This is a genomic window from Phaeobacter porticola, from assembly GCF_001888185.1.
Classification (GTDB): domain Bacteria; phylum Pseudomonadota; class Alphaproteobacteria; order Rhodobacterales; family Rhodobacteraceae; genus Phaeobacter; species Phaeobacter porticola.
This window is the reverse complement of the sequence record NZ_CP016364.1, coordinates 3,405,682-3,421,895: the sequence shown is the minus strand read 5'-3', so window position 1 is coordinate 3,421,895 and position 16,214 is coordinate 3,405,682. Positions and strand designations below refer to the sequence as shown.

General features: G+C 59.6%; 15 protein-coding genes. 4 read left to right on the top strand and 11 right to left on the bottom strand.

Annotation, left to right across the window (positions count from 1 at the left end; all coding sequences use genetic code 11):
- Positions 1-33: 33 nt before the first annotated feature.
- The 4 genes from PhaeoP97_RS16385 to PhaeoP97_RS16370 form a co-directional block, all read right to left on the bottom strand.
- Positions 34-321 (bottom strand): HU family DNA-binding protein, encoded by a 288-nt coding sequence (locus PhaeoP97_RS16385; RefSeq protein ID WP_008561673.1) that lies wholly within the window; start codon positions 319-321, stop codon positions 34-36.
- A gap of 141 nt (positions 322-462) precedes the next feature.
- Positions 463-1,944 carry an AMP nucleosidase gene (locus PhaeoP97_RS16380; protein ID WP_072505981.1) on the bottom strand — a complete coding sequence of 494 codons (1,482 nt, stop codon included), beginning with the start codon at positions 1,942-1,944 and terminating at the stop codon, positions 463-465.
- Positions 1,941-3,755: an adenine deaminase gene (ade, locus tag PhaeoP97_RS16375; protein WP_072505980.1), complete on the bottom strand. Its 1,815-nt coding sequence runs from the start codon at positions 3,753-3,755 to the stop codon at positions 1,941-1,943. The genes PhaeoP97_RS16380 and ade overlap by 4 nt, the downstream gene beginning before the upstream one ends.
- A gap of 108 nt (positions 3,756-3,863) precedes the next feature.
- Positions 3,864-4,808 (bottom strand): GlxA family transcriptional regulator, encoded by a 945-nt coding sequence (locus PhaeoP97_RS16370; RefSeq protein ID WP_072505979.1) that lies wholly within the window; start codon positions 4,806-4,808, stop codon positions 3,864-3,866.
- 88 nt (positions 4,809-4,896) lie between these two features.
- On the opposite strand from PhaeoP97_RS16370, the gene PhaeoP97_RS16365 reads away from it, so the two are divergent.
- The 3 genes from PhaeoP97_RS16365 (at position 4,897) to PhaeoP97_RS16355 (ending at position 8,999) form a co-directional block, all read left to right on the top strand.
- Entirely contained in the window at positions 4,897-6,060 is a 1,164-nt protein-coding gene (locus tag PhaeoP97_RS16365; RefSeq protein ID WP_072505978.1) for an acyl-CoA dehydrogenase family protein, read from the top strand.
- Between the two features lie 103 nt (positions 6,061-6,163).
- Entirely contained in the window at positions 6,164-8,221 is a 2,058-nt protein-coding gene (locus PhaeoP97_RS16360; protein ID WP_072505977.1) for an acetate--CoA ligase family protein, read from the top strand.
- On the top strand, positions 8,214-8,999 hold the full coding sequence (locus PhaeoP97_RS16355; protein ID WP_072505976.1) for a carnitinyl-CoA dehydratase: 786 nt from the start codon (positions 8,214-8,216) through the stop codon (positions 8,997-8,999). Before PhaeoP97_RS16360 ends, PhaeoP97_RS16355 begins: the two co-directional genes overlap by 8 nt.
- 77 nt (positions 9,000-9,076) lie before the next feature.
- Here PhaeoP97_RS16355 and PhaeoP97_RS16350 read toward each other — a convergent pair whose 3' ends face one another.
- Positions 9,077-9,712 (bottom strand): class I SAM-dependent DNA methyltransferase, encoded by a 636-nt coding sequence (locus PhaeoP97_RS16350; protein WP_072505975.1) that lies wholly within the window; start codon positions 9,710-9,712, stop codon positions 9,077-9,079.
- A 73-nt stretch (positions 9,713-9,785) separates the two neighbouring features.
- Here PhaeoP97_RS16350 and PhaeoP97_RS16345 point away from each other — a divergent pair, with 73 nt between their 5' ends.
- The gene (locus tag PhaeoP97_RS16345; RefSeq protein ID WP_096740483.1) at positions 9,786-10,664 is read left to right on the top strand and encodes an SDR family oxidoreductase; all 879 of its coding nucleotides are present in this window, start codon (positions 9,786-9,788) and stop codon (positions 10,662-10,664) included.
- A 51-nt stretch (positions 10,665-10,715) separates the two neighbouring features.
- Here the strand turns inward: PhaeoP97_RS16345 and dxs are convergent, their stop codons facing one another.
- The 6 genes from dxs to PhaeoP97_RS16315 all read right to left on the bottom strand — a co-directional run bounded on the left by dxs (position 10,716) and on the right by PhaeoP97_RS16315 (position 16,067).
- On the bottom strand, positions 10,716-12,644 hold the full coding sequence (gene dxs / locus PhaeoP97_RS16340) for a 1-deoxy-D-xylulose-5-phosphate synthase (protein WP_072505974.1): 1,929 nt from the start codon (positions 12,642-12,644) through the stop codon (positions 10,716-10,718).
- 47 nt (positions 12,645-12,691) lie between these two features.
- Entirely contained in the window at positions 12,692-13,591 is a 900-nt protein-coding gene (locus PhaeoP97_RS16335; RefSeq protein WP_072505973.1) for a polyprenyl synthetase family protein, read from the bottom strand.
- A gap of 3 nt (positions 13,592-13,594) precedes the next feature.
- The gene (locus PhaeoP97_RS16330; protein WP_072505972.1) at positions 13,595-13,852 is read right to left on the bottom strand and encodes an exodeoxyribonuclease VII small subunit; all 258 of its coding nucleotides are present in this window, start codon (positions 13,850-13,852) and stop codon (positions 13,595-13,597) included.
- A complete protein-coding gene (locus tag PhaeoP97_RS16325; RefSeq protein ID WP_072505971.1) occupies positions 13,849-14,775 on the bottom strand; it encodes a histone deacetylase family protein in 927 nt (308 codons plus the stop codon). Before PhaeoP97_RS16325 ends, PhaeoP97_RS16330 begins: the two co-directional genes overlap by 4 nt.
- A gap of 81 nt (positions 14,776-14,856) precedes the next feature.
- On the bottom strand, positions 14,857-15,558 hold the full coding sequence (locus PhaeoP97_RS16320) for a response regulator (protein WP_072505970.1): 702 nt from the start codon (positions 15,556-15,558) through the stop codon (positions 14,857-14,859).
- Positions 15,555-16,067, bottom strand: a complete 513-nt coding sequence (locus PhaeoP97_RS16315) for a MarR family winged helix-turn-helix transcriptional regulator (RefSeq protein WP_072505969.1) — start codon at positions 16,065-16,067, stop codon at positions 15,555-15,557. The genes PhaeoP97_RS16320 and PhaeoP97_RS16315 overlap by 4 nt, the downstream gene beginning before the upstream one ends.
- Positions 16,068-16,214: the final 147 nt, after the last annotated feature.

Below are 16,214 nucleotides of genomic sequence, written 5' to 3'. Positions count from 1 at the left end.
CGACACATCACAGTATGACCCGCGTTGTATTCCTTAGCCGTTCACGCTGTCTTTCAGCGCTTTGGCAATGGTCATTTTGACCACTTTGTCGGCTTCTTTGGTGAACTTTTCACCGGTCGCCGGGTTGCGCACTTCGCGCTCGGGACGCTCGCGGCAATAGATTTTGCCAACACCCGGCAGAGTCACGGCGCCACCGCCGGATACTTCGCGGGTGATCAGTGCGCAAACAGCGTCAAGAGCTGCGCCCGCGGCCTTCTTATCGCTGCCCATTTCTTCAGCCAGAGCGGCAACAAGCTGGGTCTTGGTCATTGGTTTGGACATTCTTTGGTCTCCTTGTCACTGCCCGATTTATGGGGCCTCATCGCGTAACTTTAGCGTTATGTAGTGTGCGAACACAACGCATAGTGTTCGCATTCCCTCAATAAAATAGGGGTTTTTGGCAAAAATTGGGGAAAATCACCCTCAGAGAAACGCTGTTTCGTCAAAGGAACGCAGTTTACGGCTGTGCAAACGTTCCAACGGCATGTCACGCAACTGCTCCATCGCCTTTATCCCGATATGCAAATGTCGCGCAACCTGGGTGCGATAGAAATCAGAGGCCATGCCCGGCAATTTCAGCTCTCCGTGCAGGGGTTTATCCGACACGCAGAGCAACGTGCCATAGGGCACCCGGAAGCGATATCCATTGGCTGCGATGGTTGCACTCTCCATATCCAGCGCAATGGCACGCGACTGAGACAGTCGTTGAACCGGGCCGGATTGGTCACGCAGCTCCCAGTTGCGGTTGTCGATGGTGGCGACAGTGCCGGTCCGCATGATCCGCTTCAGATCGTAACCTTCCAGCTCGGTGACCTCAGCGACGGCCTCCTCCAGCGCCACCTGAATTTCGGCAAGTGCCGGAATGGGTGTCCAGATCGGAAGGTCGTCATCCAACACGTGATCCTCGCGCAGATAGCCGTGCCCCAGCACGAAATCGCCCAGCGTCTGGGTGTTGCGCAGCCCGGCACAATGGCCAACCATCAACCATGCGTGGGGGCGCAGCACCGCGATATGATCTGTCGCGGTCTTGGCATTGGACGGGCCGACGCCAATGTTGACCAGCGTGATCCCGCTGCCGTCTTCACGTTTCAGATGATAGGTTGGCATCTGCGGCATTTTGGTGGTTGGTGGGATGTCGGTCTCGGCCGTGGTGATCTCGTGGTCGCCGGTGCTGACAAAGCTGCAGTAGCCAGATGCCGGATCCGCCAGCTGCGCGCGCGCATAGGCCTCGAATTCGGCCACATAGAACTGGTAGTTGGTAAACAGCACGTGGTTCTGAAAATGACTGGGATCAGTCGCGGTATAATGCGCCAGCCGGGCCAGCGAGTAGTCGACACGCTGCGCCGTGAACAAGGCCAGTGGCCCGGTGTTGTCGATTGCCTGATAGGTGCCGTTCACAATGTCATCATTGGTGGTCGCCAGATCCGGCACATCAAAGACATCGCGCAGGGTAAAGCCCGCGGCGCCTTCTTGTGGCACGCTCAGTGTGGGGTCGGCAGCCACTGCGAAATGCACCGGAATTGGTGTTTCAGACACTGTGATGGTCACTGGCTGGCCGTGATTGCGGATCAACAGGCCGATCTGCTGGGTCAGGTAGTGGCGAAACAGATCGGGACGCGTCACCGTGGTGGCATATGTGCCCGGAGCCGAAACATGGCCATAGCTCAGTCGACTGTCGACCTGAGCAAAGGATGATGTGGTAAAGCGGATCTCCGGGTAAAAGGCCCGGAGACGATGCGCGCGTGCAAGGTCATCATCCGCAGGTGGTTCTGCAATGATCCGGGCGAATTCTGCGCAGAGAAACTGGGTCGCCTTTTTGTAGAGAAGCTCCAGCCGCTCAACAGCGGCGGCTGCATCGGTGAAATCCTCGGCAGCGGGGAGTTGTGGGGTCTTAACTGTTGTCATGAATGGGGCTCGATCACTGGAATTTTTTTGAAACTACGCACATCAACCAGCCCTAGATCGGAAATCCGCAGTTCGGGGATCACGACCAGCGCCAGCAGCGAGTGTTGCATATAAGCATTGTTGAGATTGCAGCCGCAGGCTTGCATTGCGTCGACCATCTTCTGTGCCTTGGCGGCGACTTCGGTGGCCGGGCTGTCAGACATCAACCCGGCAATGGGCAGTTCGATCAGTGCCAGCTCGGTGCCATCGCGGTAGATGGTGATACCGCCACCGACCTCTGCCAGACGATTGGCTGCCAGCGCCATCTGCGCACGATCTGTGCCAACCACGATCATATGGTGGCTGTCATGCGCCACGGTGGAGGCCATCGCCATCCGGCCATCATATCCAAAGCCAGAAACAAAGGCGTTGGTCACACCGCCTGTTGCCTGGTGGCGTTCCACCAGCGCGATCTGGCAGACATCACCCGTCTCCGCCATGGTGGCCTCGACCAGCCCGTCCTGAACGGGCAGCTTCGCCTGTAGCGCTTTGGTCGGGGCCTGGTTTTCCACCACACCAATCACATTGGCGGTGACGGCATTGGCCCCGTCTGGTGCGCTGATTTCAAAATCCGCAGCGCTCAACTGATGCCCCAGATGCACGGTGCCACGCGCGGTTTCGGGCCAAGCCAGATGCGGGCAGTCCACCGTGATCTCACCGTCCTTGGCAACGATCTTGCCGCGGGCCATCACCAGTTCGATCGGCAGCGTCCTGAGGTCGGATGTCAGGATCACATCGGCGCGGCGCCCCGGTGTGAGGGAGCCGATATCCCGCTCCAGCCCGAAATGTGTCGCGGTGTTGATCGTCGCCATCTGCAAGGCGATGACCGGATCACAACCACAGTCGATGGCGTGGCGCACCACCCGGTTCATATGACCATCATTGACCAGTGTACCTGAGTGGCAGTCGTCTGTACAAAGGATGAAATTGCGCGGATCCAGCCCCTTTTCGGTGATTGCCGTGATCTGCGCCTCAACGTCGTACCAGGCCGATCCCAGCCGCACCATCGCGCGCATCCCCTGCCGCATGCGGGCGATGGCATCCGCCTCGCAGGTGCCCTCGTGGTCATCTGCCGGACCGCCCGCAACATAGGCCGCGAAACTCGGCCCTAAATCCGGTGAGGCGTAATGCCCACCCACGGTTTTTCCCGCGCGCTGTGTCGCCGCGATCTCGGCCAGCATCTTGGGATCACCGGCAGCCACACCGGGGAAATTCATCATCTCACCCAGACCAATAATCCCCGGCCAGCTCATGGCCTCCGCAACATCCTCGGCGGTAATCTCATACCCGGTGGTTTCCAGCCCCGGCGCGGAGGGCGCGCAGGATGGCATCTGGGTAAAGATATTGACCGGCTGCAACAGCGCCTCGTCATGCATCAACCTCACGCCCTCCAGCCCCAGCACGTTGGCGATCTCATGCGGGTCGGTGAACATTGAGGTGGTACCATGTGGGATCACCGCACGGGCGAATTCTGCGGGGGTCAGCATCCCGGACTCAATATGCATATGCGCATCACAGAGACCAGGGATCATATAGCGGCCATTGGCCTCAATCACTTCGGTATCGGGACCGGTGCAATAGCTGGCATCGGGGCCGACATAAGCGATGCGCCCGGCGACGATGGCAATGTCATGATCGGGCAGTTGTTCGCGGGTGTGAACATTGACCCAGATCCCTTTGCGGATCACCGTATCCGCAGGGCGGCGGCCTGCCGCAACTTCGATCAATTGAGGGGCAACGTCGGGCCAGCTTGGGAATGCGATATCTGTCATGGCCCAATTGTTCCGATAACCCGGGCAAGCGCAAGGCCCCTTGAGCGCTAGCGCAAACAATAGCTGCTTTTTGCAATACAAGAAGACCGCTGTAGGGATCCGCGAATGCTATCGTCGGGTGGCGCGCAGCGCGCGCGGCGTTGTCGCAAAGGCGCTGCGAAAGGCACGAGTCAGGGCGCTGGGGTCCTCATATCCGCAGCGCAACGCAATCTCGGCGACACTAAAATCAGTCTCTAAGACAAGGCATTTTGCCTGCTTTAGTCGCAAATGCCGGTAGAGCGCCTGCGGCGTGGCGCCCAACTCGCCCCGCGTGCGGCGCGCCAGATCCCGTAGGCTGCGTCCTGCATGTCTTGCCACCTCCTCCAGCGACAGTGGCGTTTCCAGATTGGCCTCCATCGCCCGGATGGCCCGGGCCACAGAGGCGCTGCGCACAGGGGATGATCGGCCGCTCCCGGACTGACTTTCGCTCAGAAACAGGGCTGCAACATCCAGCCGCAACGCTTGCCCGTGCTGCTGTGCAATCATGTCGAGGACCCCGTCAAAGGCCGCCATGGCGCCGGAGCACGTCAGCCGGTCACGATCCCAGAGAAACCGATGTGTCTCCGCCTGAACCGCTGGGAACATGTCGGTAAATGCCTCCAGTTCCGAGCTGTGAATCGTGGCCCGATAGCCATTCAGCAGCCCGGCCGCCGCCAGCAGCCAGGCGCCTGTATCAAACCCTGCCAGAACGTCATAGCGTTGCTCTGCCGCCCGCAATCCCCGCGCGGTGGTCTCAGTTGCGTGGCGCAGATAGCCATAGCTGGGCATTGCAATCAGCATATCGCCCTCTGCCTTGCGCAGCGGCATCTGCGCGGTGACCTCCATGCTGGCTGAAGACATCGCGGTGCCGCCGTCTACCGTAACAAACCGCCATGAGTAGACCTGTCTCCCGGCAAAGGTATTCGCCGCGCGCAGCGGCTCGACCGTATTGGCGAGGCAGTGACCGGAGAACTGATCAAACAGCAGCAGGTCGATCTGCTGCGGCGCGGCGTGAGGTTTCTTCCAACTTGGCATGAAAAGGTCCGTTTCTGCACGATGGTAGCCTCTCCCAGCCCTAGGCTCAGGTCAAGATCAATGCAGGAACCACCAAGGAGGAGCGGAAATGCAGTTTGGCCTGTCCGAAGAACAGTCGATGATCGTGGACACCACGCGCGCCTTTGTCACCAAGGAGCTCTATCCGCACGAACTGGAGGTGGAGCGCAACGGTCACTTGCCGATGGAGTTGGTGCGCGAAATTCAGGCCAAGGCGATCGAGGCCGGATTATACGCCGCCAATATGCCAGAGGAAGTCGGCGGTGCCGGGCTCGATACGCTAACGTGGCTGCTCTATGAAAAAGAGCTGGGCCGCGCCAATTACGCCCTGCACTGGACCTGCGTCGCGCGCCCGTCGAACATCCTTCTGGCGGGCACCGAGGAGCAGAAAGAGGAATATCTCTACCCCTGTATCCGGGGCGAGAAATGGGATTGCCTCGCCATGACCGAACCGGGCGCTGGGTCCGATCTGCGCGGCATGACAGCAACTGCGCGTCAGGACGGCGGTGACTTCATTCTGAATGGTACCAAACATTTCATCAGTCATGCAGATATCGCCGATTTTGCCATTGTATTCATGGCAACGGGTGAGGAAGACACGCCGCGTGGCCCCAAAAAGAAGATCACGGCGTTTTTTGTCGATAAAGGCACGCCAGGTTTCACCATCCGCGACGGCTATCGAAATGTAAGTCACCGGGGGTACACCAATGCGGTGCTGGAATTCGATGATTGCCGCCTGCCCAAATCTGCGGTTCTGGGTGAGATCGACAAAGGCTTTGACGTTGCCAACACATGGCTCGGTGCCACCCGTCTGCAAGTCGCTGCAACCTGCTTAGGTCGGGCAGAGCGTGCGCTGGATCACGCCATCTCCTACGCGGCTGAACGACGCCAATTCGGTCAGCAGATTGGGAAATTTCAGGGGGTTTCCTTCAAGCTGGCAGATATGGCCACCGAGCTGAAGGCGGCAAACTTGCTGACCTGGGAAGCCGCCTGGAAACTCGATCAGGGCAGCGTGACAGAGGCCGATATGTCCATGGCCAAGCTGAAAGCGACAGAGATGCTGGCCATGGTGGCGGATGAGGCGATCCAGATCCACGGCGGTATGGGGCTGATGGATGAGTTGCCACTGGAACGCATCTGGCGCGACGCGCGGGTGGAGCGGATCTGGGAAGGCACCAGTGAAATCCAGCGCCATATCATCAGCCGCGAGTTGCTGCGTGCCCATGGCGGTTAAGCGGGGCTGCGATGGACGTGCCTAATCCTGTACGGCTCACTGGAACCGAGCTGAGCAGATTTCGCCGAAAGCACCCTGATGTTGATTAAGCGGAGCGTTTACGATGACGCGTGATTTTGCCAGATTGTTTCGTCCCACCAGTATCGCTGTCATTGGCGGGGGAGCCTGGTGTTCCCAAGTGATCGAACAGCTTCAGAATATAGGTTTTTCTGGAGAGATATGGCCCGTCCACCCAAGAATGGCTGAGATTGGCGGCCTTCCGGCTTACAGAGATATAAACGCGTTACCGGGGGCACCAGATGCCAGCTTTGTCGGCGTCAACAGGCACACTACTGTTGAGGTCGTGGCAGAGTTATCCCGCCGCGGTGCGGGGGGCGCGGTCTGTTTCGCGTCTGGTTTTCTAGAGGCGCAGCAGGAAGACGGGGGTGCGGCAGGGCTTCAAAAAGCTTTGCTTGCCGCAGCTGGAGAAATGCCCATCCTGGGGCCCAATTGCTACGGCTTCATCAACTACCTGGATGGTGCTCTTTTGTGGCCTGACCAACATGGTGGCGAATGTGTAAAACGCGGCGTCGCTATTTTGACCCAGAGTTCCAATATCGCGATCAATATGACTATGCAGCGGCGAGCTTTGCCGATTGCCTATATGGTAACAGTCGGTAACCAAGCGCAAAGCGACATTGCGCAAATCGCCCAAAGTCTGTTGGAGGATCCGCGGGTAACCGCGCTTGGTCTGCACATCGAAGGCATTCGCGATTTGCGCGCGTTTGAGGATTTGGCACAACGCGCGGCGGCGTTGGGTAAACCCGTTGTGGCGTTAAAAGTCGGACGATCTGGTCAGGCGCAGGCGGCAACCTTGTCACATACAGCATCGCTTGCGGGGCAGGATGCCGGGGCTGATGCGCTTTTGCGGCGCTGCGGAATTGTGCGTGTTTACGATCTGCCGGTGTTCCTTGAAACGCTCAAGCTTCTGCATGTTTTGGGACCACCCGCCGGGCGGAAGCTGGCCACGATCAGCTGCTCGGGAGGAGAGGCCAGTCTCGCCGCCGATCTTGGGCAGACGCAAGGGGTGGAATTCCCGCCGCTTTCCAATGGTCAGCGACAGGCGCTGCGCGAGGCGCTTGGGCCGATGGTCGCTTTGGCCAATCCGTTGGACTATCATACCTATATTTGGCGTGACGTTCCCGCAATGACACGGGCGTTCAGTGCGATGGTGGATCCCGATCTGGACTTGCTAATGCTGATCGTTGATTTTCCGCGGACTGACAGGTGTTCTGCTGATGATTGGGATTGCACAGTAGAGGCAGCCATTGCCACGCGAGAGCAGACGGGTGCACCGCTGGCGATGGTGGCGACCCTGCCAGAGCTGATGCCAGAAGATGTGGCCATGCGCCTGCTTCACGCCGGGGTCGTGCCGCTTGCCGGTTTACAGGAGGCGCTGACCGCAGCTGCCGCCGCCAGTCGCATCGGCCCTCCGTGCGACCTACGCCTGGCTCTGCCACCTGTTGACGCGGAACCTGCGCCGGTACTTGTGCCTGAGGGGGAGGCCAAACAACGGCTTTCCGTGTCTGGCCTCAGGGTTCCGCGCAACCGCCGTCTTGCGCGCGCACAGGTGTCTGCTCTGGGGGGCGAGGTGACAGCGGACATTGGGTTCCCGCTTGTGCTCAAGGCTGAGGGGCTGGCCCATAAGAGTGAGGCCGGAGCTCTGCGTCTGGGGCTGATGTCAATGGAGGAGGTCAGCTGCGCAGCTGAAGAGATGCCAACGGACCAGTTGCTGCTGGAGGAGATGATCACCGGTTCTGTGGCTGAGCTGTTGGTTGGTGTTACCCGTGATCCGGCCCATGGTTTTGTGCTGACACTTGGAGCTGGCGGGGTGCTGACCGAATTGTTGCAGGACAGTGTGTCGCTGCTGTTACCGGTGACAGATATCATGTTGGAAGAGACGCTGAATACTTTGCGCCTCAACCGGTTGCTTTCTGGGTATCGCGGTGCCGCAGCGGCTGATCGGCCTGCCATCCTGCGTGCGATTCGTGCGGTGGAACGTTATGTGCTTGCTCATGCCGACAGGGTCGAAGAAATTGAAATCAACCCGCTTATCTGTACTGCAACCGACGCCATTGCTGTCGATGTGCTGCTGCGAGAAAAGGAAATCAACGATGACTGACTGTCCCGCCCGGACCCGCCGTGAAGGCGCCATTCTTGAGATCACGCTAGATCGACCAAAGGCCAACGCAATTGATCTGAAAACAAGTATGATCATGGGGGACATCTTTCGCGATTTTCGTGATGATCCAGCGTTGCGGGTGGCGATCTTGACTGGTGGCGGCGAGAAGTTCTTTTGCCCCGGCTGGGATCTGAAAGCCGCTGCCGATGGTGATGCGGTCGACGGCGATTATGGCGTCGGTGGCTTTGGTGGGTTGCAGGAATTGCGCGACATGAACAAGCCGGTGATTGCCGCTGTAAATGGCATCGCCTGCGGTGGCGGGTTGGAGCTGGCGCTGTCGGCAGACATGATTTTGGCTGCAGATCATGCCAGCTTTGCTCTGCCGGAAATCCGCTCTGGCACGGTGGCGGACGCCGCATCGATCAAACTGCCCAAGCGTATCCCATATCATATCGCGATGGAGCTATTGCTGACCGGACGTTGGTTTGATGCAGATGAGGCCCACCGTTGGGGATTGGTGAATGAGATCGTTGCCGCAAGTCAACTGATGGACCGTGCCTGGGAATTGGCCCGGCTGCTCGCTTCTGGCCCACCGCTGGTCTACGCCGCGATCAAGGAAATTGTGCGCGATGCCGAGGATGCCAAGTTTCAGGATGCAATGAACCGCATCACCAAACGCCAACTTGCCAGTGTTGATGTGCTTTATGCCAGCGAAGATCAGATGGAGGGCGCGCGGGCCTTTGCGGAAAAACGTGATCCGGTATGGAAAGGGCGCTGAGCGCGCGGAGGTGGCACCGGTTTTGAGCGCGTCCACGCGCTCTCGCCGACTGCGCGTGATCTGACGATTCCGCTTGCCTACACTTTGGAAAACACCGCAATCAATGCTTTGTCAGCCTGATGGGGGCCGGTGGCCTTGGGGCCATAGATGGCGACTTCGGGCAGTGTCAAACCACGGATCCAGTTGCCGTCCTGCAAGCGGTTTAACGCGGCCGTGAATCCTGATGTAACCGAGAACCGTGCGTTCACCGCCAATGCAAACACCGCTGCGGGTTTGGCGATACGCAGCAGGCCGGGCAGAACCTCTGGTCCCACATGACCATGAGTGAAGGTGCCAGAGGATACCAAACCATCATAGGTCGCGCGGGGCACTGGCACGCCCACCGACAGATCTGCCTCAATCACATCGCGATAGACATCCTTGCGCAGGGCCTGGGCCAGCATTTCGGGGCTGATGTCAGTGGCATCAATTGGCGAGATCCCCAATCTATCCAACGCAACGCCACAAAGTCCGGTTCCGGCGCCGATATCCAGCACCGGACCCTGCCCATCGGCCGCAGCAAACATGCGTGCCACCTGTTCTGGCAGGATGTAATTTGCCTCCTCAGCAAAGCTGCGGTCATAGCTGTCAGCCCAGTCTGCATAAAGCTGACGGGATTGTTCCGGCGATTCCAGCCCATAGGCAGCCGTCAGATTGATCGGTTTTTGAGCCATGCCCCTAGCAAATGCGGTTTTTGTGTTTGAATCAACCCTTGCACCGTCGGAATGGCGCGCGCATCTATGGCGCATGACGAAAACGCTTCTCTGTCTTGGCTTCGGCTATTCCGCCCGCGCGCTGGCGCGTCACCTGTCTCGCGATGGCTGGCGGGTGATCGGGACCACGCGCAATCTGGGTGAAGCCACGCCGCTTGACGGGGTCGAACTGATAAATTGGCCCGGCGCCCAGATTTCACTAGAAGAGGTCAGCCATATTCTGTCCTCGGTTGGTCCGACAGAGCAGGGGGATCCGGTGCTGGCTGAATTGGCCGAGGATCTGGCACAGGCCAAGCACTTGCAATGGGTCGGCTACCTGTCCACAACTGCGGTCTACGGCGATCATGATGGTGCTTGGGTAGATGAGACAACGCCTGTCACCCCGTCCAGCCAGCGCGGACGCTGGCGGGCAGGGGCCGAACATGCATGGCAGACGATCCCAGATCTACCGCTGCATATCTTTCGGCTTGCGGGCATATATGGTCCCGGTCGCGGCCCCTTTGCGAAACTGATGGCTGGCAAGGCCCGCCGTATCGTGAAACCCGGTCAGGTGTTTTCGCGTATCCATGTCGAAGACATCGCGCAGGTCCTTGCTGCGTCGATAGCACGACCTAGCCCCGGCGCAATCTATAACCTTTGTGATGATGACCCCGCGCCGCCACAGGATGTTCTGGGTTTCGCCGCTGAATTGTTGGGCCTGCCAGTTCCTGCCGAAGTCCCTTTCGACGAGGCCGGCATGACCCCCATGGCGCGCAGTTTCTACGGCGAAAACAAACGCGTGCAGAACCAGCGCATCAAGGATGAGTTGGGGGTGGAACTGCAATACCCTACCTACCGCGAAGGTCTGCGTGCGGTCCGCGCCGCTGAAAATTTAGAAGCCTTTACCCCGCCACAGGAAACGACAGGGGTCTAGAGCTTTTGAAGTCCGAAGAGATTCGTATAAATTTCCTGCCAGGATAAGGGTTTACGCCCGCTTTTCCCCAATTGACGCAACACCCAGAACCTCAAGAACTTTGGCTTCGATCTGGGGGGCATTCATGGCGGCGACATTGTACATATCCGCCGGGCTGGCCTGATCAATGAAGGTGTCGGGCAGCACCATCGAACGGTACTTGAGGCCGCTGTCAAAAACGCCTTCCTCGGCCAACATTTGCGCCACGTGCGAGCCAAAGCCCCCCACCGCGCCTTCCTCAATCGTGATCAGCGCCTCATGGTCTGCGGCAAGCTTCAGGATCATGTCGCGGTCCAGAGGTTTGGCAAAGCGGGCATCTGCGATCGTGGGTGTGATGCCCTTCGCCGCCAGCGCCTCAGCCGCCTTACGCACCTCACCCAGGCGGGTGCCAAAGGACAGGATCGCAACGCGCTTGCCCTCTTGGATCATCCGGCCCTTGCCGATTTTCAGCACCTCAGGCGTTTCTGGCATATCGAGGCCTTCGCCCTCACCGCGCGGATAGCGAAATGCGATGGGACCGTCATCATGGGCTGCCGCAGTGGCCACCATATGCGCCAGTTCAGCCTCATCTGCGGCGGCCATCACCACCATGCCAGGCAGGTTGGCCATATAAGCAATGTCAAAGCTGCCCGCGTGCGTTGCCCCATCCGCGCCGACCAGACCAGCCCGGTCGATGGCAAAGCGCACAGGCAGGCGCTGGATCGCCACATCATGCACCACCTGATCATAGCCACGCTGCAGGAAGGTCGAATACATTGCACAGAATGGTTTCATCCCGCCAGCGGCCAGCGCGGCGGCAAAGGTCACGCCATGCTGCTCGGCAATGCCCACGTCAAAGCAGCGCGAAGGGTAGCGCTCAGCCATCAGGCTCAATCCGGTGCCATCGGGCATCGCAGCCGTAACGGCGCAGATCTTGTCGTCCTCAGCCGCCAGCCGCACCAACTCCTTACCAAAGACAGAGGTATAGGAGGGCGCGTTAGAGGGGGCTTTCTTTTGCTCGCCAGTCACCATGTCGAATTTGGCGGTGGCATGACCCTTGTCTCGGGCGGCCTCGGCGGGGGCGTAGCCTTTGCCCTTCTTAGTTAGCACATGGATCAGGATCGGACCGCTGGCGCGGGCCTTCACGGTGCGCAGAACCGGCAACAGCTGGTCCATATCGTGGCCATCAATCGGCCCAAGGTAAGAAAAGCCCAAGCTTTCAAACAAGGTGCCACCTACCGCCATGCCCTTCAGCATATCCTTGGCGCGCTTGGCGCCCTCGCGGAAGGGTTCAGGCAGCAGGGATGCGGCGCCCTTGGCGACAGCTTTCAGTTCCTGAAAGGGTTCTTCGGCATATAGGCGCGATAGGTAGGACGACAGCGCCCCAACCGGCGGGGCAATCGACATCTCATTATCGTTCAGAATGACAATCAGCCGCTTGCCCAGATGGCCTGCGTTGTTCATCGCCTCAAACGCCATGCCGGCCGACATTGACCCATCGCCGATCACCGCAATGGCATCGCCCAGCCCCTCGGGCACCACACCGCCAAGATCCCGCGCCACGGCAAAGCCAAGGGCCGCGCTGATTGACGTGGAACTATGCGCCGCGCCAAACGGGTCAAAGGGCGATTCCGAGCGTTTGGTGAACCCGCTCAGCCCGTCTTTCATTCGCAGGGTGCGGATGCGATCGCGTCGTCCGGTCAGGATCTTATGTGGGTAGCACTGGTGCGAGACATCCCAGATGATCTTGTCACGTGGGGTGTCGAACACTGCATGCAGTGCCGTGGTCAGCTCGACAACTCCCAAACCTGCGCCCAAATGCCCGCCTGTCACGGAGACCGCAGAAATCGTTTCCTGCCGCAGCTCTTGCGCCACCTGCGCCAGCTGCGCATCACTCAAGGATTTCAGATCTGCCGGGCGGGTGATCTGATCCAGAAGGGGGGTCTGGGGCCGGTCTGACATGGCAGCTCCTTGGGCGTGTTGCTTTGGCGGTGCACGCATTGTGCGGCTCAGCTCTCGCGGGCAATAACGAAGCGCGCGGTGTCCTTCAAGGTTTCGGCGGCATTGCCATAGGGCGCAAGCGCATCACAAGCCTGTTGCATCAGGGTTTTGGCGCGGGATTTCGCGGCGTCCAGTCCCAATAGCGATACAAAGGTGGCCTTGCCGGCGTCGGCGTCCTTGCGCACGGCTTTGCCAACCTTGGCCGCGTCGCCCTCTACATCCAAAATGTCATCTGTGATCTGAAAAGCAAGACCAAGCGCATCGGCATAGCGTCGCAGCGGCGTCTCATCCGCGCCAGCCATGACCGCGCCTGCGGTGGCGGACCAGGAAATAAGACAGCCGGTCTTGCGGTTCTGTAGGCGGGTGATCTGTTCCAGATCCAGCGGGGAGGTCGCGGTCTCAGCGGCGATATCCAGCATCTGCCCGGAGACCATGCCATCCTTGCCAGAAGCCTGCGCCAGACCACGGATCAGCGCCAGCGCATTGGGGCCGATTTTGGGGTCAGCGAGCAGTTCAAACGCAAAGGTCTGCAGGCTGTCGCCTGCCAACACGGCCATTGCCTCATCCCATTTCTTGTGAACCGTGGGCTGGCCCCGCCGCAGGTTGTCATCATCCATGCAGGGCAGATCATCATGTACCAGCGAGTAGGCGTGAATACATTCGATCGCCAGTGCCGCCTCGAGTGCCGCCGTCTCGGCAACGCCATGCAGGCGGGCGCTCTCCAGAACCAGAAACCCGCGCAGCATCTTGCCGCCGCTGACGGCATAGCGCATCGCGGCATGCAGCGGGTCATCCCCGCCAAGCCGCGCATCCATATGCGCCGCGATACGGGTCTGGGCGTCCTTCAGCGCCTGCGCAAAGGGGCGCGCAGGAGCAGATTGTACGGCGGCATCTGCAGCGGCAGCCATGGGTCAGCCAGCATCCAGCGGTGCGGTGCCGGTCGGCGTGCCCTTGGCATCCAGCGTGATCGCCGCCACTTTTTCCTCGGCCCGCTTCAGCTCATCCTCGCAGCGTTTCTTCAGCTTGGCGCCGCGGTCATATAGCGCGATGGAGGCATCCAGCGCCACATCGCCACGTTCCAGCTGGTCCACCACGGTTTCAAGCGCGCGCATGGCCTGCTCAAAGCTCAGCTCTTCAACGGGAGTTTCAGGGGTGGATGTGTCAGTCATGTGCCTGCCTCTATCAATTCTTCCACATGGGCTTTGGCCGCTGCGGCCAGCGCGTTCAGATCATATCCACCTTCCAAAGTCGAGACGATACGACCACCGCAAAGCTCCGCCGCCAATGTGCAGAGTTCGCGGCTGAGCCAGCGAAAATCCTCGGTGCTCCAATTGAGCTCGGCCAGCGGATCGTCCTGATGGGCATCAAATCCAGCCGAAATAATGATCAGGTCCGGCTGAAAGGCACGCAGCCGTGGAAAGGCTTCGTCAAAGTAAGCCGCCTTCATCTGTGTCCCACCTGATCCGGGCGGCAAGGGTAGGTTTAGGATCTGGCCATGCGCCCCATCTTCCTCCGGGCGACCGGATCCGGGCCAAAGCGGCATCTGCTGGCTGGAAATGAACAGCGCGCGCGGCTCATCCCACAACAAATCCTGTGTGCCATTGCCGTGGTGTACGTCGAAATCCACCACCGCCACACGGGCCAGCCCATGGTGATCCAGCGCATGTTTTGCTGCCAGCGCGGCATTGCCGAAAAAGCAAAACCCCATGGCGGTGTCCGTTTCCGCGTGATGGCCGGGCGGGCGTACCGCAGCAAAGGCGTTCTGTACCTCGCCGCTCAGCACCAGATCTACCGCGCGCACCGCTGCCCCTGCCGCGCGAAACGCCGCATCCAACGATCCCGGCGACAAAAAGGTGTCGCCATCAACCCGGCCGAACCCCTCCTGTGGCAAGGTCCGGCGCAGGTCCGTCAGATAACTGGCGGGATGGAGGCGCAGGATATCATCCTCGGCGGCCATCGGTGCGGTCACCCGGTGCAGGTTCAGAGGCTCCAGCGCGTGCAGCACATGTTCCAGCCGGGCCACCCGTTCAGGGTGGCCATCGGGTGTCACGTGCGACAGGCAATCTGCATGGGTGATCAAAGCGGTTGCCATAGCGTTCCCTTCATTCTTCTGGCCAGAAATATCCTCGCCGGAGGCACGGAATAGCCGCGCAGCAGCGCCTATCCTCTCGACTTAGTCGGGGGCCAGCATATAGCCAGCGCCACGCACCGTCTGTAGATATTGTGGCTGTTTCGGATTGGGCTCGATCTTGCGCCGCAATCGGGTGATCTGCACATCCACAGCGCGTTCCTGCGCCTGCCCCCGATCGCGGCCAAGATCCTCCACCAGCTTGGTGCGCGATACCGGTTCACCCGGGCAGGTGGAAAAGATCTTCATCAGCTGGCTCTCGGTGCCAGTCAGGCGGATCAGCTCCTCTCCCTGCCACATCTCGCCACGTTCGATATCATAGCGGATTGGACCCAGATGCAGCACTTTCGGAGCCGTGTCTTTTGCCGTGGGTTCTGGCATCCGCCGCAGGATCGCATTGATCCGCAACAATAATTCTTTTGGTTCAAACGGTTTGGAGAGGTAATCATCAGCCCCGGCCTCCAGCCCTTCGATCCGGTCGTCGGTTTCGCCCTTGGCGGTCAGCAACAGGATCGGCGTGCTGAGGGTTTCGCGCAAGGCGCGTGTCAGGGTGATGCCATCTTCTCCCGGCATCATCACGTCCATTACGATCAGATCAAAATCCAACCCCGACAACACTCGCCGCGCATGGGCGGCATCACGCGCCGCCGTGACCAGGAACCCGGCGCGCATCAGGAATTTTTTCAACAGGCCCCGGATGCGTTCATCATCATCGACGATCAGCAGGTGGGAATCAAAACTCGTCATGCGCCGGTCTCCCGCAACTTGGCGTAAGCGCGGCGCATATCGGAATCCATCATCGACTCTAGCACACGTTTAAAGCCCTGTACGGCCTCTGGCCCTGCATCCTTATAGGCGGCACGCATTCGGGCGCGCTGGGCATCTGATAGGCTGGTTTCCAGCGCACGCCCTTTGTCGGTCAGAAACAGATGTCGTTCACGCTTGTCAGTGACGCCGACACGGCTTTCGACCAGACCATCGCCGATCAATGCGCGCAACACCCTGTTCAGCGATTGCTTGGTGACGCCGAGGATGGACAAGAGATTGTTCACCGTGGTGCCTGGTGCCCGATTGATAAAATGGATCGCCCGGTGGTGTGCCCGACCATAGGCCAATTCTGCCAAAATCCGGTCCGGGTCTGCGGTAAATCCGCGATAGGCAAAGAACATCGCCTCGATGCCTTGCCGTAGCTGCTCATCCGTCAGGAACAGCAGGCTTTCGCCGCCAAATCCCTGCCCCGGTCGCCCTTCTGCCATGGGTCTCTCCCCTATTGTGCTTGGGTCATTTTAAGTCAGCGTTGTTGACATTCCAAGTCTGAAGATGTATCGAATCGAAGGTTTAGCGCAATATTATGTCCGAACCGGTCATATTTGGCGCAACTTTTGGAAAACGGCGATGCAATA

Coding starts and splice junctions, on each gene's coding strand:
- PhaeoP97_RS16385 (WP_008561673.1), bottom strand. CDS start 321: ATGTCCAAACCAATGACCAAGACCCAGCTTGTTGCCGCTCTGGCTGAA.
- PhaeoP97_RS16380 (WP_072505981.1), bottom strand. CDS start 1,944: ATGACAACAGTTAAGACCCCACAACTCCCCGCTGCCGAGGATTTCACC.
- PhaeoP97_RS16315 (WP_072505969.1), bottom strand. CDS start 16,067: ATGGCAGAAGGGCGACCGGGGCAGGGATTTGGCGGCGAAAGCCTGCTG.
- PhaeoP97_RS16320 (WP_072505970.1), bottom strand. CDS start 15,558: ATGACGAGTTTTGATTCCCACCTGCTGATCGTCGATGATGATGAACGC.
- PhaeoP97_RS16325 (WP_072505971.1), bottom strand. CDS start 14,775: ATGGCAACCGCTTTGATCACCCATGCAGATTGCCTGTCGCACGTGACA.
- PhaeoP97_RS16360 (WP_072505977.1), top strand. CDS start 6,164: ATGACGCGTGATTTTGCCAGATTGTTTCGTCCCACCAGTATCGCTGTC.
- PhaeoP97_RS16345 (WP_096740483.1), top strand. CDS start 9,786: ATGACGAAAACGCTTCTCTGTCTTGGCTTCGGCTATTCCGCCCGCGCG.
- ade (WP_072505980.1), bottom strand. CDS start 3,755: ATGACAGATATCGCATTCCCAAGCTGGCCCGACGTTGCCCCTCAATTG.
- PhaeoP97_RS16365 (WP_072505978.1), top strand. CDS start 4,897: ATGCAGTTTGGCCTGTCCGAAGAACAGTCGATGATCGTGGACACCACG.
- dxs (WP_072505974.1), bottom strand. CDS start 12,644: ATGTCAGACCGGCCCCAGACCCCCCTTCTGGATCAGATCACCCGCCCG.
- PhaeoP97_RS16355 (WP_072505976.1), top strand. CDS start 8,214: ATGACTGACTGTCCCGCCCGGACCCGCCGTGAAGGCGCCATTCTTGAG.
- PhaeoP97_RS16330 (WP_072505972.1), bottom strand. CDS start 13,852: ATGACTGACACATCCACCCCTGAAACTCCCGTTGAAGAGCTGAGCTTT.
- PhaeoP97_RS16350 (WP_072505975.1), bottom strand. CDS start 9,712: ATGGCTCAAAAACCGATCAATCTGACGGCTGCCTATGGGCTGGAATCG.
- PhaeoP97_RS16370 (WP_072505979.1), bottom strand. CDS start 4,808: ATGCCAAGTTGGAAGAAACCTCACGCCGCGCCGCAGCAGATCGACCTG.
- PhaeoP97_RS16335 (WP_072505973.1), bottom strand. CDS start 13,591: ATGGCTGCCGCTGCAGATGCCGCCGTACAATCTGCTCCTGCGCGCCCC.